This window comes from Niallia sp. NCCP-28 (genome assembly GCF_023168165.1).
Classification (GTDB): domain Bacteria; phylum Bacillota; class Bacilli; order Bacillales; family Cytobacillaceae; genus Niallia.
The window spans coordinates 520,733-537,979 of record NZ_BQYJ01000002.1; the positions used below are offsets into that span (position 1 = coordinate 520,733).

Genomic DNA, 17,247 nt, shown 5'->3' on the forward strand with positions numbered 1-17,247 from the left:
AACTTGAAGAAGAAATTATTGCTAGGGATTGGTTTGGCAACAATGTTAACATTAACGGCATGTGGGGGTGGAGCTAAAACTAGTTCTACAGAGGAAGCAAAGGCTAAAGACCATTATCCGCTGACGGTTCAAAATTATACAAAAGCAGAAGGAGGAACAACTTGGGAAGAGAAAAAGCAAGTATTTGATAAAGCGCCTGAACGAATAATGGCAAATACCAGACCAGCAGCAGAACTGCTATTGCATTTAGGGTTAGGAGATAAAATTGCTGGGGTAGGCGCAAATTTTGGTGCACCAGATAAAACAGTAGAAAAAGAATATTCTAAACTAAATATATTAAGTGATGAATATGTTGGAAAAGAAGTTGCATTAGGAACGAACCCAGACCTAGTATACGGTAGAGGCGGTTTATTCGATAATGCAGACTGGGGAGTAGGAACAGTAGATACGCTTAATGATATGGGAGTTAACACATACGTTCTTGAATCTTCTGTTACTGGGGGAACATACAGCTCTATCTATAAAGATATTGAAAACTTAGGAAACATTTTTAACGTACAGGATAAAGCAGAAAGTTTTATTAAAGAATTAAAGGGTAGACAAACATCTATCGCCTCTAAATTAGCTAGTATAAAAGAAGAAAAAACATTTGCTTATTTGCATATGAGTGATCCAAAAGAAGTATACGTGTATGCAGCAAGTACGGAAACATTCTTTAATGATGCTTTTAAAATGGTTAAACTAGATAATATATTTAAAGATCAAACGGGAGAGGTCAGCATTGAAATGCTTATTGAGGCTGATCCAGATGTATTAATCATTCCTGATTGGGAAGATTCAAGTGCCAAGATAAAAGAAGGACTTTACAGCAATCCAAAATTATCAAGCATGAAAGCGATAAAAAACAAACAGGTATATGCAGTTGACTATAACTATATGTTTGGATATGGCTACAATACAATAGATGGAATGGAAATATTGGCTAAAGAAATGTATCCAGACTTGTTTAAATAAAAAGCTGGTTGTCAGAGCTTTGAAATGAACTATTGAGCAGCTGCTGCATAATTAATATATTGTCAAAAGCTGATGCTAGCAATATGAAATAGTTTACTAGAAGTATATTTATATTCTGCATTAAAGGGAGTTCTCTGTAATTTTTGAATGATAACGATAATCATTTTCGTTTTATGTTCGGTTTTATTGTAATGCTGAATAGACAATTGCAATAAGAAGAGAAGAAATAATATGGAGACAGCGGAATGGGGAGTTTGTTTATATTCATTTGCTGCAGCCGTTATTAATTGAAGGCTCGCTTTATAACAAGATTTATTGTTGGTTGCAGGAACTGCTTTTGCGGGGATGTTCCTGTTCTAGCAATTGACAAGACTAGAGGCTGGATGTATCCAGCCTCTAAAATTTTCAGCGCATTTTAGGCAGGAAAGTAATGGAAGCACTTTTTATATTTGCTTGTCTGTTTAAGAGACCGATAAGCAAAAAGGAGGGGAATTTTAATAAAAATGTTAAAACAGTTTTTTTCTTATTACCGACCGTATAAGTGGTTATTTACCGTTGATTTTACTTGTGCCATTTTAGCTGCCTTATTGGAGCTTGCCTTTCCCTTAGCAATTAATAAAGTAGTCGATGACTTATTGCCAATGGGCAACTGGATGCTCATCATATGGGCATGTGTAGGTTTGTTGGGGATTTATGCGTTAACAGCTTTTCTTCATTTTGTTGTTACCTATTGGGGGCATATGCTAGGAATCAATATTGAGACAGATATGAGAAAAAGGTTATTTGATCATGTTCAAAAGCTGTCTTTTCGATTTTTTGACAATAACAAAACAGGTCATCTGGTTTCCCGAATGACCAATGATTTAATGGATATTGGAGAAATTGCCCATCATGGTCCTGAAGATCTATTTATTGCGGTGATGACTCTGACAGGAGCTTTTGGTTTAATGTTATCGATTAATTGGAAGCTTGCTGTGCTGACGTTCATTATTATTCCATTTTTAATCTGTTTATCCATCTACTTTAGCAGAAAAATGTCACGTGCCTTCAGTCAAATGTTTGTAGATATTGCTGATTTTAATGCAAGAGTTGAAAATAATGTCAGCGGTATTCGCGTTGTAAAAGCATTTGCTAATGAAAATCATGAGATGGAACACTTTGCGATAAATAATGGACGATTCCGCAAAACAAAGCTTGTTACTTATAAGGTAATGGCATGGAACTCATCGATTAGCCATTTGCTGATGAAAGTTGTTTCTCTATTCGTACTAGGTTGCGGCACTTGGTTTGTGATTGACGGACAGATGACATTTGGCGAATTTATGGCCTTTGTGCTTCTTTCGAATGTATTTCTTACACCGATACAGCAAATTAATTCTGTTATTGAAACATATCCAAAGGGAATAGCTGGGTTCCGCCGTTATTTGGAGCTGCTTAACACTGCTCCTGATGAAAAAGATGAACATGATGCTATTGAAGTAGAACATATCAAGGGTGATATTGAATACAAAAATGTAATATTCGGCTACGAAGGAAAAGGCAAAGTTTTAAATAAAGTTAGTTTTTTTGTCAATAGAGGAGAAACAATTGCCCTCGTTGGTCCATCAGGAGCTGGAAAAACGACGATTTGCAGTCTGCTTCCTAGATTTTATGATAGTGAATCAGGCAGCATTGAGATTGACGGCATCAATATTAAAGAGATGTCCCTTACCTCCTTGCGCCAGCATATTGGAATTGTACAGCAAGATGTGTTCCTTTTCGATGGAACAATTCGTGAAAATATCGCTTACGGAAAACTTAATGCAACAGAAGAGGAAATTTGGAATGCAGCTAGACGGGCACAGATAGAAGAAATTATCCTCAATCTTCCAGAGGGATTAGATACATTAATTGGTGAACGTGGCGTCAAATTATCAGGAGGCCAAAAGCAGAGAGTTTCTATCGCTCGGATGTTTTTGAAAAATCCGCCAATTCTTATTCTCGATGAAGCTACATCTGCTTTAGATACAGAAACAGAAGCAGCAATTCAGACAGCATTAAATGAATTGTCACAGGGGAGAACTACACTAGTGATTGCTCATCGTCTGGCTACGATTAAAAATGCTGATCGAATTTTAGTTGTAACAGAAGAAGGCATAAAAGAACAGGGAACACATAAAGAGCTGATTGAAGTTGGGGGAACATACAGCAGACTTCATCATGCACAGTTTCAAATGGATTAATAGAATGAATGTTCATAGAAATAATAAAAAATGTTTCATTTATAATGAATTTGTATTGATCGATCCGTTTTTCAACAACTATATTATATTTGTACGGAATGAAAGAGGTTTTTAGGCTGGCAAGTTAGTTGGAGCAGAGGTTGAGCTGCGAAAAATACTTAGAATATCGTTTTCCATTTCCATTTCCATTTATTTAATCGGAGATGATAGAGAGGTTCAATTTACTTTTAGTATAATCCTTCTGCATGTATAATGATAATAAATATTTATCTATTAAAAAATACGGAATGCATTACTGGAGGAGAGTATGAAAGCTGAATTATCCTATCTAGGAGAAGCGATAGTAAAAAAGAAATATGAAATTGCTAGAGTAGTTCATGAAGAGAGATTAGAGGGAGTAAGAGAAGAAGATCTCCGGGAATTAAAAAAAGTAGAAAATGAAATCATTAATATCCGTGCTAATTTTATAGAGTTGTTTGGAGAAGCTTTGAAAAATAGACCAGAAAAAGATGGAGGAGTTGATAAGTTTTCAAAATGGGGAAAAGAAACTGGAGCTGCTTTTTGTGCTCAAGGTGTGCCCCTTAATGAAGCTTTACAAGATGCATCTTATTATAGAAGGTCTATTTGGAAAGTTATTAAGGAAGAAGTGATGGAGCATCATATGTCTTTAGATATAGTGTTTGAAGTGGGGGGAATTATTGATCCTCTATTAGATCACGCTGTCCATAGTTTTAGCTTAGCATATGTTGATTCTTATTCGGAGACTTTTAATAATACTCGCAGGTCTTTTCTTGAATTATCCGTTCCAGTGGTTCCACTTACAGATACAATAGCTATTCTGCCTTTAGTTGGCGATATTGATACAGAAAGAGCAAAGCTGTTAATGGAAGAGGCGCTCGCTAAATCAAAAGAATTGGGGATCAACAATTTAATTATCGATATATCTGGGGTAATGATTGTTGATACTATGGTCGCTAATGAATTGCTTAAAATTATTAATGCATTAAGACTGCTAGGAGTAGAAACTATATTTACAGGCATTCGACCAGAAATAGCTCAAACAATTGTCAGTCTTGGTTTAGATTTGAGAGAGCTAACATTTATGAAGAGCTTAAAAGTAGCTTTATCAAAATTGCAGAAATAAACACATCTTATCATTTGGCGGATAATTCCTTCTGTTTGGCAATATAGAAAATCTTCTATTGTCAAGCAGAAGGGATTTTTTTGTGGAAAACATAAAAAAATGTAATGAATCTACTTGTTCCATGTTAAGAAACGGAAATTTAACCTTTAGTGGAGAAGAGAAAAAGCCCATCGCTAGAAAAAATATTTCCATTAGTTTTCATTTTTTGAATAGAACTTTTTTCGAAATTCGATTGGAGTATAATTTGTTTCTTTTTTAAAAAGCTTCGTAAAATAGGAATAATTTTCATAACCTACTTTATCAGAAATAATATGAACAGGAAAATTTGTATTAGCAAGCAGGTCTTTTGCGATGTCCACTCTTTTGGTGATAATGTAATGGCCAAGTGATATTCCAGTTTCTTTTTTAAAAAATCTCGCAATATAATCTGGGCTGAGATATACAATTTGGGCTAAACTAGTTCGTGTGATATTTTCGTGATAATTTTGATCAATATAATCACGAATCGTATTGACAACAGATTTCTGTGAGTTAGTAAATTCCATATAGTCGAGAGAAACATCCACTAAATAGGAAATGTAAATCATTAAATCATCTATGGATCTAGAGGATTGTTCCAATAATAAATCATTGATCTTCCCCTGGAATAATTTATTTGCAAGAATTTCTTTTTTCTTTAAATGCGTATAGATTAACTGAGTTATATCTACTCTAAAACAACACAATACATTATGATTTAAAGCATTTTTATCTAGTAAGTTTGTAAGGTATTGATAGCACTTATTAGTGAAACTTAATCTATTGCCAGTTTCGAGGCGATGTTCCAGTAGCTGGAGATTTGGTTCCACATAATTAGGGATATTTTCATTGTAATCTTCAAAACAAAAGGTTTTGTTTCGAAAATCTATTGTTTCATTTTTCTTATCTTGAAGTTCCTTTACAGCAGCATGAATTTTATCCAAAGTACTTGAAATTCCTATACCACATTGAACATCACAATTTAATTGACTGTTAATAGCTGCGATTAACTGGTTAGAAGAAGAGAGAAACTTTATAAATGGCTCAGAATTGCAGTCTGTTAATTTAAAAATGGCAAGATACTTATCTTTATAGGTGCTTGGTTTTAGAATCCCCTCTAAACGAATAGAATCGTTTTGGAAAGTGTTTATAATGATAGATTTCAGTTTGTTTGGAAAGTCATTTTCTTTATCAAATATTGAAATTATTTCCTTGTTATCAACTAATTTATATGGAAAAAGATCAAGTAATAATGGCAAAAAACAATCATGCAGAGAATAATCTATATTTTTGATTTTAAGTTGTTCTTGAATTTTCTCGCTAGATAAGGTGTCATTGTTTTTTAAATAATTGTGCCAAAAATGCTCTACTAGTTCTTCCTTGTTATGTTGCCAATACTGTCCGACTTTAATAGCATTTTCTTTTAATTGACTTACTTTGACTTTGTTTACTGCCTTTTTTATGATAAATTCGAGTTTGTCAAATTCAATTGGTTTTAAATAATAGTCAAAACTTTGAAGTTCGATAGCTTTTTGGGCGTAGTTAAAATCAGCAAAGTTAGTTAAATAGATCGCTTGTATATGGAGTCCCTCTGACCTTATCCACGCTAATAGCTCAAGACCGCTGCCTTGTGGCATTTCTATATCGGATAGGAGAATATGAATTGTATTTTCACTAAATATTTTTTTCGCTTGACGAATATTGTAAGCGGTATAAATTTGTTGGATTCCTAAAGAATTCCAATCTATTTTTTGTTCTAAAGCTGAAACGACAAATCGATCATCGTCAACAATCAATATATTCAAGCTATTCACTCCTCATATATATGATATGGCATCATTAGATTAATAAAAGCGCCGCCAGATGGGCCGTTTGAAAACTCTATGAAAAATTCTCCGTCATATAAAAGTCGAAGCCTTTGAATTACATTATTGATTCCAATATGATTTCCCTTTTTATCTGTTACAGGAATATTGTTCTGAAGTTTATCTAATACATCAGAAGGAAATCCTGGGCCGCTATCATTTATCATGATTTTCATGTATTTTTTGTTATCTATATCAATTGAAAAAATTCTTAAGGAAATTCTCGCTTCTTCATCTAAAGAAACGGAATATTTAATGGTATTTTCTATAAATGTTTGCAGCACTAAAGGTGGAATCTTCGCTTTTTCAATATCCTGTTCAATAAATTTTTCAAAAAGAAATGCAGGTCCATGCACTAATTGCTGTATGGCTAGATAATCATTAACATGGTTTAATTCCTTTTCTAGCTTTACAAAGTTTTGATTTGTTTGAAATAAGTATCTAAAATATTTAGATGTTGATAATGCCATTTCTTTTATTTCTTTATCCATTTTCATTTGCGCCATGCTATAAATGGTTGTTAAACAATTTAAATAAAAGTGTGGTTTAATCTGAAGTTTCATAAAATCCATTTGTATTTGTTTTTTTTCAAATTCTTGCTCGTAAATATTGACTTTTAATTTTTTTATTTCCTTTATCAAACCCCTGAATTGTTCATTAGCTTGTTCAAGCTCGATAATGCTGCTGCTTTCAAAATCGATTGTTTCATTATTTCTATTGATATCAGAGAGATTTTTTGAAAAAACTTGAATGGGGGATATCACTCTGTTTTTTATATAGAGCAGAATCAGAAATAAAATGATACTTATCATAATTGTCGCAGCTATAAGAGCAAATTGAGCAATAACGACTTTTCCAAAAGCGCTAAAATGGTCTACAGATACATGTAAAGAAAATGGTAGAGAAGTGTTTTCTCCTTTAAATACAAGGCTGCTTCTAAAAAAATGATTAAATCCTTTCTTTTTAAATGAATGGACTTGATTGGAGCTAGAAAGAAAACCGTACTCATCACTTTTTATAATTATTTCACCATTAGAACCCAAATTGATGTCTTTTAAAGGCAAAAGAATATCATCTATAGAAATCAAACAAATAAACATTCTATTTTCATAATCTAATTTGTGAGATAAATAGAATTTATTGTTAACTTTAAGGGGTTGCCAAGTATACAGATTCTCATAGCTATTTGGATATGCATTTCCTGATAAGTAGAATTCCTTTATTTTAAGATATTCAGAATACTTCATTCGGATGGAAGAACTATTAAAAAAGTAGTTCTCTTTTTTTAGTGATAAAAAAAACTGGTATTCCTTCCCTGTTGAGTATTGAAAATCATTCACTCTTGATCTGAAATCACTAATGCTTTTGGGTAACTGTGCCATATCTTGGGCGTCTTCAATATTCTTAATCAATGGTTCATGTTTAACAGTCCATATCATAAAATGGTCGACAGCATTAAGTTTTTGCTGAGTATCCTTTAAATAGAGATTAATTGTATTAGTAATGTAATCAATACTTTGCTGCCTAGTAATAGAAATAGTAAAGAAACTAACTAAGATATTGATAAGTAATATAGAAATTAAAATGATAAATAGAACTTTTGAATAATAATTAACGGAATGGGAGGAATTTTTTCCAATATGCAGCTTCAATGCTTTTTCAACTCCTATACTTACCTTCCTTTTCATTATACAGAATACGTTTGCATTTTCTAGCAAAATAACGTCAAGAAAGCGATTGAAAAGGGAGATAAGGACTGAATAGTGCTATTTTATATAGAGTAATTTAGAGAAATCATGTATTTGTACGGAATAGTATAAATTTTTAAACCGTTTACTACTATTTATAAATGAATGCGCTACCATATAATGAAACTATCCAATAGAGGAGGAGGTAAAACTACTTAATTAATACGTTAGAAAATTCGTGAATTTATCAATTAAAGGAGGGAGAAAATTGGAAAATAAAGTTATTTCTCAAAATATTTCAAGTTCATCAGTCGTAATGACCAAAAGAAAAGCATCTAAAACAATGAAAAAGCTACAGAAAAGTGGGCCATTATATCTTTTGCTACTTCCTTCTATAATATTGTTAATTTGTTTTACATACTTGCCTATGTATGGGCTGATTATTGCATTCAAAGATTATTCGCCTGTTTTAGGGATATGGAATAGCCCCTGGGTTGGATTAAAGCATTTTATTCAATATTTTCATTCCTATCAATTTAATCTAACGATAAAGAATACGTTAAATATCAGTTTATATAGTATTTTGGTAGGATTTCCATTGCCGATTGCATTAGCAATACTTTGTAACCAAATGCGTATTGGCATGTTTAAAAAGGTTTTTCAGGTAACAACCTATTTGCCGCATTTCATTTCTACAATGGTTATGTGTGGAATGATTTTGATTTTCTTGTCACCTAGCAATGGATTGATAGCTAATTTTTTAGGATTAATTGGAATTGAAATGCCAAACGTTTTATCCAAATCAACATTTTTTAGCAGCATCTATGTTTGGAGCGATATATGGCAGCATATTGGCTGGGACAGCATCATCTATTTAGCAGCTTTATCAGCAATTAATCCAACCTTTTATGAAGCGGCTACTATGGATGGCGCGAGTAAAATGCAAAAAATTCTTCATATCGATTTACCACTGCTTTTGCCTACTGCCATGATTTTATTGATATTACGAGCAGGCAGTATGTTAAGTGTAGGGTTTGAAAAAGTCCTTTTACTTCAAAATCCTTTAAACTTAGCTGGAAGTGAAGTTATTTCAACATATGTGTATAAAATAGGGATGCAAAATTTTCAATACAGTTTATCAACAGCAATTGGCTTATTCAATACAGTTGTCAATATAGTTATCTTGCTTTTAGTCAATTGGATGTCTAAAAAACTTACGAAAACAAGCTTGTTATAGAAAGGAGTGAGGGATATGGAACTTTCTATGAAAAATAAGTTCACGAAAAAATCTAGGATGAAAAAAAGTTGGAAAGACCGAATTTTTGATATGGCCGTCTATGGCATAGCAATTGTAATGATATTGATGATTGTTTATCCACTATGGTTTATCATTATCGCTTCATTTAGTAATCCAGCTGATGTCTCCAACGGAAAAGTGTGGTTTTGGCCACAAGAGTGGAAGTTAGATGGATATATGGAATTGATGAAACAAGATATCATTTGGCGAGGATATTTAAACACAATAATCTATACGGTTGTTGGAACCATTATTGCTTTATTTGTAAATATACCAGCAGGTTATGCATTATCAAGGCAAGAGTTGTTTGGAAGAAAGTGGATTTCGATCTTTTACATTATTCCAATGTTCGTAAGTGGTGGATTAATACCAACATATTTAGTAATAAAGAATTTTGGCTTATTAGATACATTTTGGGTATTGGTATTACCGTTTGCTGTTTCAGCTTTCAACATTATTATCGCAAGAACCTTCTTTAAATCGAGTATTCCTGAGACTTTATGGGAAGCGGCTCAAATTGATGGCTGTGGCACATTCAGATATTTCCTAACGATGGTGTTGCCATTGTCAAAAGCTATTCTTGCTGTCATTGGACTTTGGACTGCAGTAGGGATATGGAACTCTTGGTTTGATGCGATGATTTATATTTCAAATGAAAATTTGCAACCGCTTCAATTAGTGCTGCGAAGAATTTTGATCTCGAATGAGTCGCTTCTTGGAACAGCATCAGGAGAACTGGCATCGGAATTAAGGAGATTATCAGAGATGATGAAATATGCAGCGATTGTCGTTTCTACTCTGCCAATTATGTGTTTATATCCATTTTTGCAAAAGTATTTTAATCAAGGTGTTATGGTTGGTTCTATTAAAGAATAGTATAGGGGGAAAGCTGGATGATGAAGAAAAAAGTTAATATATTATTGAGTTGTGCATTAGCAGCTAGTTTAATGGTTGGCTGCAGTAAGGATTCAGCCACTTCGACATCTAAAGAAGATGGTTCCTATAAAATAGCGACAGTTCGTTGGTCCGATTGGGGAGATGACTTTCTAAAAGGATTTGTGGAAGAGACTGAAAAAGAAGCAGGAATTTCAGTAGATTGGGATACGTATCTAAATAGTGAATGGGGAGATAAAAAATCGTTATTAATGGCTGGTGGCGATTTGCCAGATGCATTTTGGGGCTCTTTGGCTCTAGGGGATGCCGATGTAGCTAAGAACTCAGGCTTGTTTATTCCACTAGAAGATTTGATTGAAAAAAATATGCCTAATTTAAAAGCTGCATTTGAAGCGGATCCTACTTTACGTGCTATGGTTACATCTCCAGATGGACATATTTATAGTTTGCCAAAGAAACTGCCATTAAGACCAACTGCAGGAAATTCATTGTTCATTAATAAAGAATGGCTGGATAATTTGGGTCTTTCTGTGCCGGATACGCATGAAGAATTTTATAACGTTTTAAAAGCATTTAAAGAGAAAGATGCAAATGGAAACGGAGACGCTAATGATGAAATTGCTTACCAAGGCGATGTTTTGAGCTATATCTTGCCATTTGGTTTGCCTAAAGGAGCGTATTCAACTTCTATGACAGTAAAAGATGGAAAGCCGAGTTTTATGGCAACAGAAGATGCTTATAGAGAAGGCATTGAATGGATGCATAAAGCGTATGCAGAAGGGCTGATTGATCAAGAGGTATTTACACAAGATGAGTCTATGGCTGAAGCAAAACGGAAAAGCGAAGAAGGTTCATTGGTGGGAGTATCTAGTGGTTGGACACCAGATGCCACATTTGGACCAAATTCAGCAGAGTATGTTCAACTGCCTGCGCTTAAAGGTCCAGATGGACAAAGGTATGTAATGACTGATGCACCAGTTTATGCTAGAAATGAGTTTATGATTACAACAAAAGCGAAGGATCCTGCTAAATTATTAAAATGGGCAGATAAATTCTACACAGAAGATGCTAGTATCCAAACTTTCTACGGCTCTTTCGGTGTTGGGGTTGAAAAAGGAGAAGACGGAAAATACAAAGTGTTAGATGCTCCTAAAGGGGAATCAGCAGATATATTTGCATGGACGAACTCCTTCCGTGATTTTGGCCCTAAATATATCGGAGAAGGGTTTAATGAAAAAGTAACCCTTCCAACTAATGGTGGAGATGGTTTAAAGCTTGAATTAGACAAACAAATTAATAAGTATGTAAAAGAACAATTTCCAAATGTTGTTTATACAGCAGAAGAGATGAATCGTTTAAATACATTAAGCGTGGATATTACTTCATATGTGCAATCAACGCAATCCAAATGGGTTGTTGAAGGTGGAGCTACAAAAGAGTGGGATTCCTATATTTCTCAATTAAAGAAAATGGGGTATGACGAATATATGGAAATTCAGAACAAAGCATTTGATAGATATCAAAAAAACCTTAAATAATTTATTTTAAATTACAAATGACAGTCGGTTTACTTTTATTATGTAGCCGACTTTTGTCTTTATTCTAAATGGAAATAGGTGGTAAAACATGGGTCAACTATTTAATTTGGAAAGTCCGCTTTATAAAATTTTATCAAGAGCAGTAGATTTAGTTATCTTAAATTTTTTATTTTTGCTCTTTTGTATTCCTATCATAACTATTGGTGCTTCTATGACTGCTTTATATTCTGTTTTGATCAAAATGGTAAAAGATGAAGATAAGCATATTGTTAAGAGTTTTATCGTATCTTTTAAAAAGAACTTTACTCAAAGTACTATTGTTTGGTTCATTATGTCTGCCGCCGGATTTTTACTTCTTGCAAATGCATTTCTTTCGGGAAGTCTCAGTGGAGTTTCTAAGATATTTTTCGCAAGCATGTTAATAATTTTTGGGTTTGTTTATCTTGGCAGTTTCCTTTTTATTTTTCCGTATATGGCTAGATATGAGGACACTATTAAGAAAACATTTTTAAATTCTTTATTAATAGGATTTTTTAATTTGCCTTATCTTTTATTATTATTACTTGTTAACTTAAGTCCAGTTATTTTTATATTATCTTCATCCATTGGATTTCTTTCAGGCTTATATATTGGAACATTTGGGGGATTTGCATTATTTGCTTTTATTAATTCATATATTTTAAGAAAAGCTTTTTCAAAATATGAGGTTAGAGTTTAAAGAAAAAATGTGCTGAAACGAGGAGTGACTAGATGATTAGCAATAATATAGTAACTGTTGGGGTAATTGGTCTTGGTGGGATGGCAAATGAACATCTACGAAATATTTCTAGAATAGATTCCCTTCAACTTGGGGCGATTTGCGATATTAATCAAGAACTTCTAAATAAAATCGGTGATCAAGAGGGCATTAGTCAGGATAAACGCTTCAATAATATAGAAGATATAATTGCTTCTCCCAATGTTAATGCCATTATCTCGGTTGTTCCAAATAACTTGCATGCTAAGATCATAGAATTATGCATTTTACATCGAAAACCTATTATGGCCGAAAAACCATTTACATTAAATTTTGCAGAAGCAGAGAATTTGAATCGATTATACAAACAAAATCCAATTCCCTGCATGATAGGGTTCATACATCGTTACACACCATCTTTTCAATATGCCAAAAAGTTGTTAGAAGAAAATACAATAGGCCGAATCCGTCATATTGATGTACGATATCAACAATCATTTGGAGCTCCTTTATTTAACGTTCCTTATTTGTGGCGTTTTAATAAAGAGGTTGCTGGTACAGGTGCATTAGGAGATTTGGGAGCTCACATGATTGATAGTGCACGTTTTTTTGTAGGAGAGTTCCATTCCATTTCTGCATTGATGAAGACCTTTATTGAAAAAAGGATAGATCTTATCACTGGGGAAGAGAAACTGGTTGATGTTGATGATTTTACAAGCTTTCAAGCTATTCTTGAAAATGAGGTTGTTGGGAATTTTGTCACCACAAGAAATGCAATTGGATCAGCGAATCAGCATGAAGTAACATTATATGGAGATTTAGGCACATTGCATGTGAATATCGAGCGTCCTAATGAACTTGATATTATTGTTAACAGTAAATTGGAAGCGAAGCCAGTTTTGAAAACAGAAAGAGTGCCAGATATATATAATAAGACGCTTTTAAGTGATTTTGCTGAACTAATATTAAATAAGGAAAGCGATGATATGCCAACTTTTTATGATGGATATAAAAATCAAAGAATCATTGACTGCATTATATATTCTGCAGAAAAGGGCCATATGGTGAAAGTTAATGAATTGATTTTAGAGAAATAGTATGCTTAAAAGCATCTTTCTGCAAAATACAAGTAGTTATCAGAAAGGATTTATAGCGTACAGCGGCAAGTTTACTTGGCCTTCTTCTTGTAATGCGCAAATATTGTTTTACTTTGTCTGCATCGTCTGTTGCAATGCAAATTGTCATTTGACTTCCATTCTGATGAGACGGATCAGGGAAGATACCGGAAAGCTGAATTTTGTTTCGCCAACATTTAAGATTGCGTGTAAGACAAGATTTTTTGCATCATCTGGCAAGAGAAATTCTGAGTTCACTGGCATTTCGCCAAAGAATTTAGAAAATAACTTCTGCATGTAATGCTTTTTCGTCACATCGAATTGCTTCCTTCACATCTCCATTCATTATTAAGTAGGATAATTGCCTGCGATTTTAATGAGTTCCTAATTTTGAATAAAGAGTATTTTTTTTATTATTTCGACATCTTATTGAAATTTTGTTCATATAAAGGGTAAAATATAAGCATAAGTGTTGATGATATAAAAGAGAAGGGTTTCAAAGGGGAAGGGAGAACTTCGTGTGGAGTTGGACAAAGAGAAATTCAACCAGATAGTAGAAGCAGCAAAAATGTATTATATCCTGGATTACAATCAAAGTGAAATTGCGAAAAAGCTTGGCATATCACGACCTACAGTTTCTCGGCTGCTGCAGAGGGCAAAAGAGGAAGGCATTGTGCAAATTAATATTGTAGATTCTTCCATTAATAGCGAGGAACTGTCAAATGAGCTTGAACAAAAATTCAATTTAAAAAAAGCTATTGTCGCCTCAGTTCCTCAATATGAAAGCCATATTATTAAAAGTCATTTAGGTGTTGCAGCAGCAGAATATCTTCATGAAATTGTAAAGGATGGGGATATTATCGGCGTTACATGGGGAACGACTTTATACCAGGTAGCGATTGATTTAAAGCAAAAATATGTAAATGATGTACAAGTAGTTCAGCTCAAAGGTGGGGTAAGCCATTCGGAAAAGAGCACCTATGCGTCAGAAATTATGTATTTATTTGGGAAAGCCTATAATACGCCGCCGATGCATTTGCCTCTTCCTGTAATTGTTGACCATATTGTGGTGAAAAAAGCGATGGAGACAGATCGCCATATTAAACATATTTTAGATTTAGGAAAAAAAGCAAATATTGCTGTGTTTACAACAGGTCCCATTAAACAAGATTCCCTGCTGTTTCAGCTGGGGTATTTTTCAGAGGAAGATATGAACATGATTTCAGCAAATGCGGTTGGTGACATTTGTTCAAGATTTTTTGATAAGGATGGACAAATTTGCAATGAAAGTTTGGATGATCGAACATTAGGTTTAGATTTAGCCGAACTGAAAAAGAAAGAATATTCCGTGTTAGTTGCAGGCGGAAATCAGAAAATTGACAGCATTTATGGGGCATTAAAAGGGAAAATAGCGAATGTGCTAGTAACGGACCAGTATACAGCAAGGTTTTTATTAGATAAACAGGAGTAGCTGCAAAAAGTTTTTCATCTAAATGAGAGAAAATAAATAAAATAGACAAAAAGTGAGAGACTACGCAGAAGCGGAAGTCTTTTTTTGTTTTTTAGATAATATTTTTGAACAAATGTAAAAACTACTGTTTACATTTGTTCAAAAATGATTTATAGTAAGGAGGTAGTTTTGAAAGCGTTTAATTGAATGTTAGTATCCATATATTTGTAGGAGGAAAACATTATGAGAATGGTTGACTTAATTGAAAAAAAACGCAATGGACAAATATTAAATAAAGAAGAAATTGATTTTATCATTACTGCTTATACAAATGGAGATTTGCCTGACTACCAAATGTCAGCATTTGCGATGGCCATCTATTTTCAAGGAATGACACAAAAAGAGCGCGTGCATTTGACCGAAGCTATGGTTAATTCTGGAGATCAAATTGATTTATCAAAAATTGAAGGAATCAAGGTGGATAAGCATAGTACAGGCGGTGTAGGCGATACAACGACGCTGGTATTAGGACCATTAGTAGCATCTTTAGGCGTTGCAGTTGCCAAAATGTCCGGCCGCGGTTTAGGTCATACGGGGGGGACGATTGATAAACTTGAAGCTGTCCCTGGTTTTCATGTTGAAATAACCAACGAGGAATTTATTCGTCTTGTGAACACAAATAAAATTGCAGTAATAGGTCAAAGCGGTGATTTAACGCCGGCAGACAAAAAGCTGTATGCTCTTCGCGATGTAACAGCAACAGTAGATTCCATTCCGCTTATTGCAAGTTCTATTATGAGTAAAAAGATTGCAGCTGGTGCTGATGCCATTTGTTTAGATGTTAAAACAGGAAATGGCGCTTTTATGAAAAAATTAGAAGACGCGGAAGAACTGGCAAAAGCAATGGTGGAAATCGGCAAAGGAGTAGGCCGAAATACAAAAGCGATCATTTCGGATATGAGCCAGCCTTTAGGTTTTGCGGTAGGCAATGCCCTTGAAATAAAAGAAGCAATTGATACATTAAATGGTAAAGGTCCTAAAGATTTAACAGAACTTTGTTTAACGCTTGGAAGCCATATGGTTGTTCTTGCAGAAAAAGCGGAAACTCTAGAAGAGGCACGCAACATGCTGGAAGAAGTAATTGAAAATGGCAAGGCGCTTGAAACATTTAAAATATTCCTAGCAGCGCAAGGAGGAGATGCATCTGTTGTTGATGATCCATCTAAATTGCCAGATGCTGCGCATAAAATTCAAGTTCTTGCAAAAGAAGACGGCTATATTTCTGAGATAATTGCAGAAAATATAGGTGTAGCTGCAATGAAGCTAGGAGCAGGCCGTGAAACGAAAGACTCTATCATTGATTTAGCAGTTGGCATTATGCTGAATAAAAAAGTGGGAGACGAAGTGAAAAAAGGCGATGCTCTTGCAACAATTCACAGCAATAGAGAAGACGTACAAGAAGTAATAGGCATGGTATACGATTCTTATAAAACAGTGGCAGAAAAAGTGAAAGCTCCGACATTAGTTTATAAAGAAATTCATTAGAAAATAGTTAGGGTGGGTAAAATGAGCAAAAACATTACAAATATTATTGATCATACATTATTAAAAGCAGACGCAACACTAGAACAGATTACTGTGTTGGCACAGGAAGCAATCCAATATTCATTTGCTTCAGTCTGTGTTAACCCGACTTGGGTAAAAACAGCAGCAGAGCTGTTAAAAGATGCTCCTGAAGTAAAAGTTTGTACAGTCATCGGTTTTCCTCTTGGTGCGTCAACTTCTGAAGTGAAGGCATTTGAGACAACAAATGCTATAAATAATGGCGCAGATGAAGTAGACATGGTTATCAACATAGGAGCTTTAAAAGACAAAAATTATGATTTGGTATTAAATGACATTAAAGCAGTTGTGGATGCTGCAAAAGATAAAGCATTAGTAAAAGTGATTATTGAAACAGCATTATTAACAGAAGAAGAAAAAGTGAAAGTTTCAGAGCTTGCAGTAGAAGCAGGAGCTGACTTTGTCAAAACATCAACTGGTTTTTCCACAGGCGGAGCAACGGCAGAAGATATAGCACTTATGAGAAAAACAGTTGGACCTGAAATTGGGGTAAAAGCTTCTGGAGGAGTAAGAGGTTTAGAAGATGCAAAGGCTATGGTAGAAGCTGGTGCAACTCGTATTGGCGCAAGCTCTGGCGTATCGATCGCCAAGGGCGAAAAAAGCGATTCGGATTATTAATAAATAAAGAAGCAGGTGAGCCTTC

14 protein-coding genes are annotated in these 17,247 nt (G+C 34.1%); 11 read left to right on the forward strand and 3 right to left on the reverse strand.

Annotated features, from left to right (window positions below):
• The first annotated feature begins 3 nt into the window (after positions 1-3).
• From NCCP28_RS07200 to NCCP28_RS07210, 3 genes are all read left to right on the forward strand, one after another.
• Positions 4-1,014, forward strand: coding sequence for an ABC transporter substrate-binding protein (locus NCCP28_RS07200; RefSeq protein ID WP_248560719.1), 1,011 nt, complete (start codon positions 4-6; stop codon positions 1,012-1,014).
• 503 nt (positions 1,015-1,517) lie between these two features.
• The gene (locus NCCP28_RS07205) at positions 1,518-3,236 is read left to right on the forward strand and encodes an ABC transporter ATP-binding protein (protein ID WP_248560720.1); all 1,719 of its coding nucleotides are present in this window, start codon (positions 1,518-1,520) and stop codon (positions 3,234-3,236) included.
• A 307-nt stretch (positions 3,237-3,543) separates the two neighbouring features.
• Positions 3,544-4,380, forward strand: a complete 837-nt coding sequence (locus tag NCCP28_RS07210) for an STAS domain-containing protein (protein WP_248560721.1) — start codon at positions 3,544-3,546, stop codon at positions 4,378-4,380.
• A gap of 191 nt (positions 4,381-4,571) precedes the next feature.
• On the opposite strand, the gene NCCP28_RS07215 is transcribed toward NCCP28_RS07210, so the two are convergent.
• Positions 4,572-6,203 (reverse strand): response regulator transcription factor, encoded by a 1,632-nt coding sequence (locus tag NCCP28_RS07215; protein WP_248560722.1) that lies wholly within the window; start codon positions 6,201-6,203, stop codon positions 4,572-4,574.
• Between the two features lie 5 nt (positions 6,204-6,208).
• On the reverse strand, positions 6,209-7,915 hold the full coding sequence (locus tag NCCP28_RS07220) for a sensor histidine kinase (RefSeq protein ID WP_248560723.1): 1,707 nt from the start codon (positions 7,913-7,915) through the stop codon (positions 6,209-6,211).
• Positions 7,916-8,267: 352 nt separating this feature from the next.
• Here NCCP28_RS07220 and NCCP28_RS07225 point away from each other — a divergent pair, with 352 nt between their 5' ends.
• The 5 genes from NCCP28_RS07225 (at position 8,268) to NCCP28_RS07245 (ending at position 13,513) form a co-directional block, all read left to right on the forward strand.
• A complete protein-coding gene (locus NCCP28_RS07225) occupies positions 8,268-9,188 on the forward strand; it encodes an ABC transporter permease (RefSeq protein ID WP_248561120.1) in 921 nt (306 codons plus the stop codon).
• A gap of 15 nt (positions 9,189-9,203) precedes the next feature.
• Positions 9,204-10,124, forward strand: coding sequence for a carbohydrate ABC transporter permease (locus tag NCCP28_RS07230; RefSeq protein WP_248560724.1), 921 nt, complete (start codon positions 9,204-9,206; stop codon positions 10,122-10,124).
• 17 nt (positions 10,125-10,141) lie between these two features.
• A complete protein-coding gene (locus tag NCCP28_RS07235) occupies positions 10,142-11,680 on the forward strand; it encodes a type 2 periplasmic-binding domain-containing protein (protein WP_248560725.1) in 1,539 nt (512 codons plus the stop codon).
• A gap of 88 nt (positions 11,681-11,768) precedes the next feature.
• Complete coding sequence (locus tag NCCP28_RS07240; protein ID WP_248560726.1) at positions 11,769-12,398, forward strand: YesL family protein; 630 nt, start codon at positions 11,769-11,771, stop codon at positions 12,396-12,398.
• Positions 12,399-12,430: 32 nt separating this feature from the next.
• The gene (locus NCCP28_RS07245) at positions 12,431-13,513 is read left to right on the forward strand and encodes a Gfo/Idh/MocA family protein (protein ID WP_248560727.1); all 1,083 of its coding nucleotides are present in this window, start codon (positions 12,431-12,433) and stop codon (positions 13,511-13,513) included.
• Here NCCP28_RS07245 and NCCP28_RS07250 read toward each other — a convergent pair.
• Complete coding sequence (locus NCCP28_RS07250) at positions 13,488-13,661, reverse strand: hypothetical protein (RefSeq protein ID WP_248560728.1); 174 nt, start codon at positions 13,659-13,661, stop codon at positions 13,488-13,490. The two genes, NCCP28_RS07245 and NCCP28_RS07250, sit on opposite strands and share 26 nt — an antisense overlap.
• 390 nt (positions 13,662-14,051) lie before the next feature.
• Between NCCP28_RS07250 and NCCP28_RS07255 the strand changes: the two genes are divergently transcribed.
• The 3 genes from NCCP28_RS07255 (at position 14,052) to deoC (ending at position 17,222) form a co-directional block, all read left to right on the forward strand.
• The gene (locus tag NCCP28_RS07255; RefSeq protein WP_375709374.1) at positions 14,052-15,002 is read left to right on the forward strand and encodes a DNA-binding transcriptional repressor DeoR; all 951 of its coding nucleotides are present in this window, start codon (positions 14,052-14,054) and stop codon (positions 15,000-15,002) included.
• A gap of 222 nt (positions 15,003-15,224) precedes the next feature.
• Positions 15,225-16,526, forward strand: coding sequence for a pyrimidine-nucleoside phosphorylase (locus NCCP28_RS07260; RefSeq protein WP_248560729.1), 1,302 nt, complete (start codon positions 15,225-15,227; stop codon positions 16,524-16,526).
• 21 nt (positions 16,527-16,547) lie between these two features.
• Positions 16,548-17,222 carry a deoxyribose-phosphate aldolase gene (gene deoC, locus NCCP28_RS07265; protein ID WP_248560730.1) on the forward strand — a complete coding sequence of 225 codons (675 nt, stop codon included), beginning with the start codon at positions 16,548-16,550 and terminating at the stop codon, positions 17,220-17,222.
• Positions 17,223-17,247 lie beyond the last annotated feature (25 nt).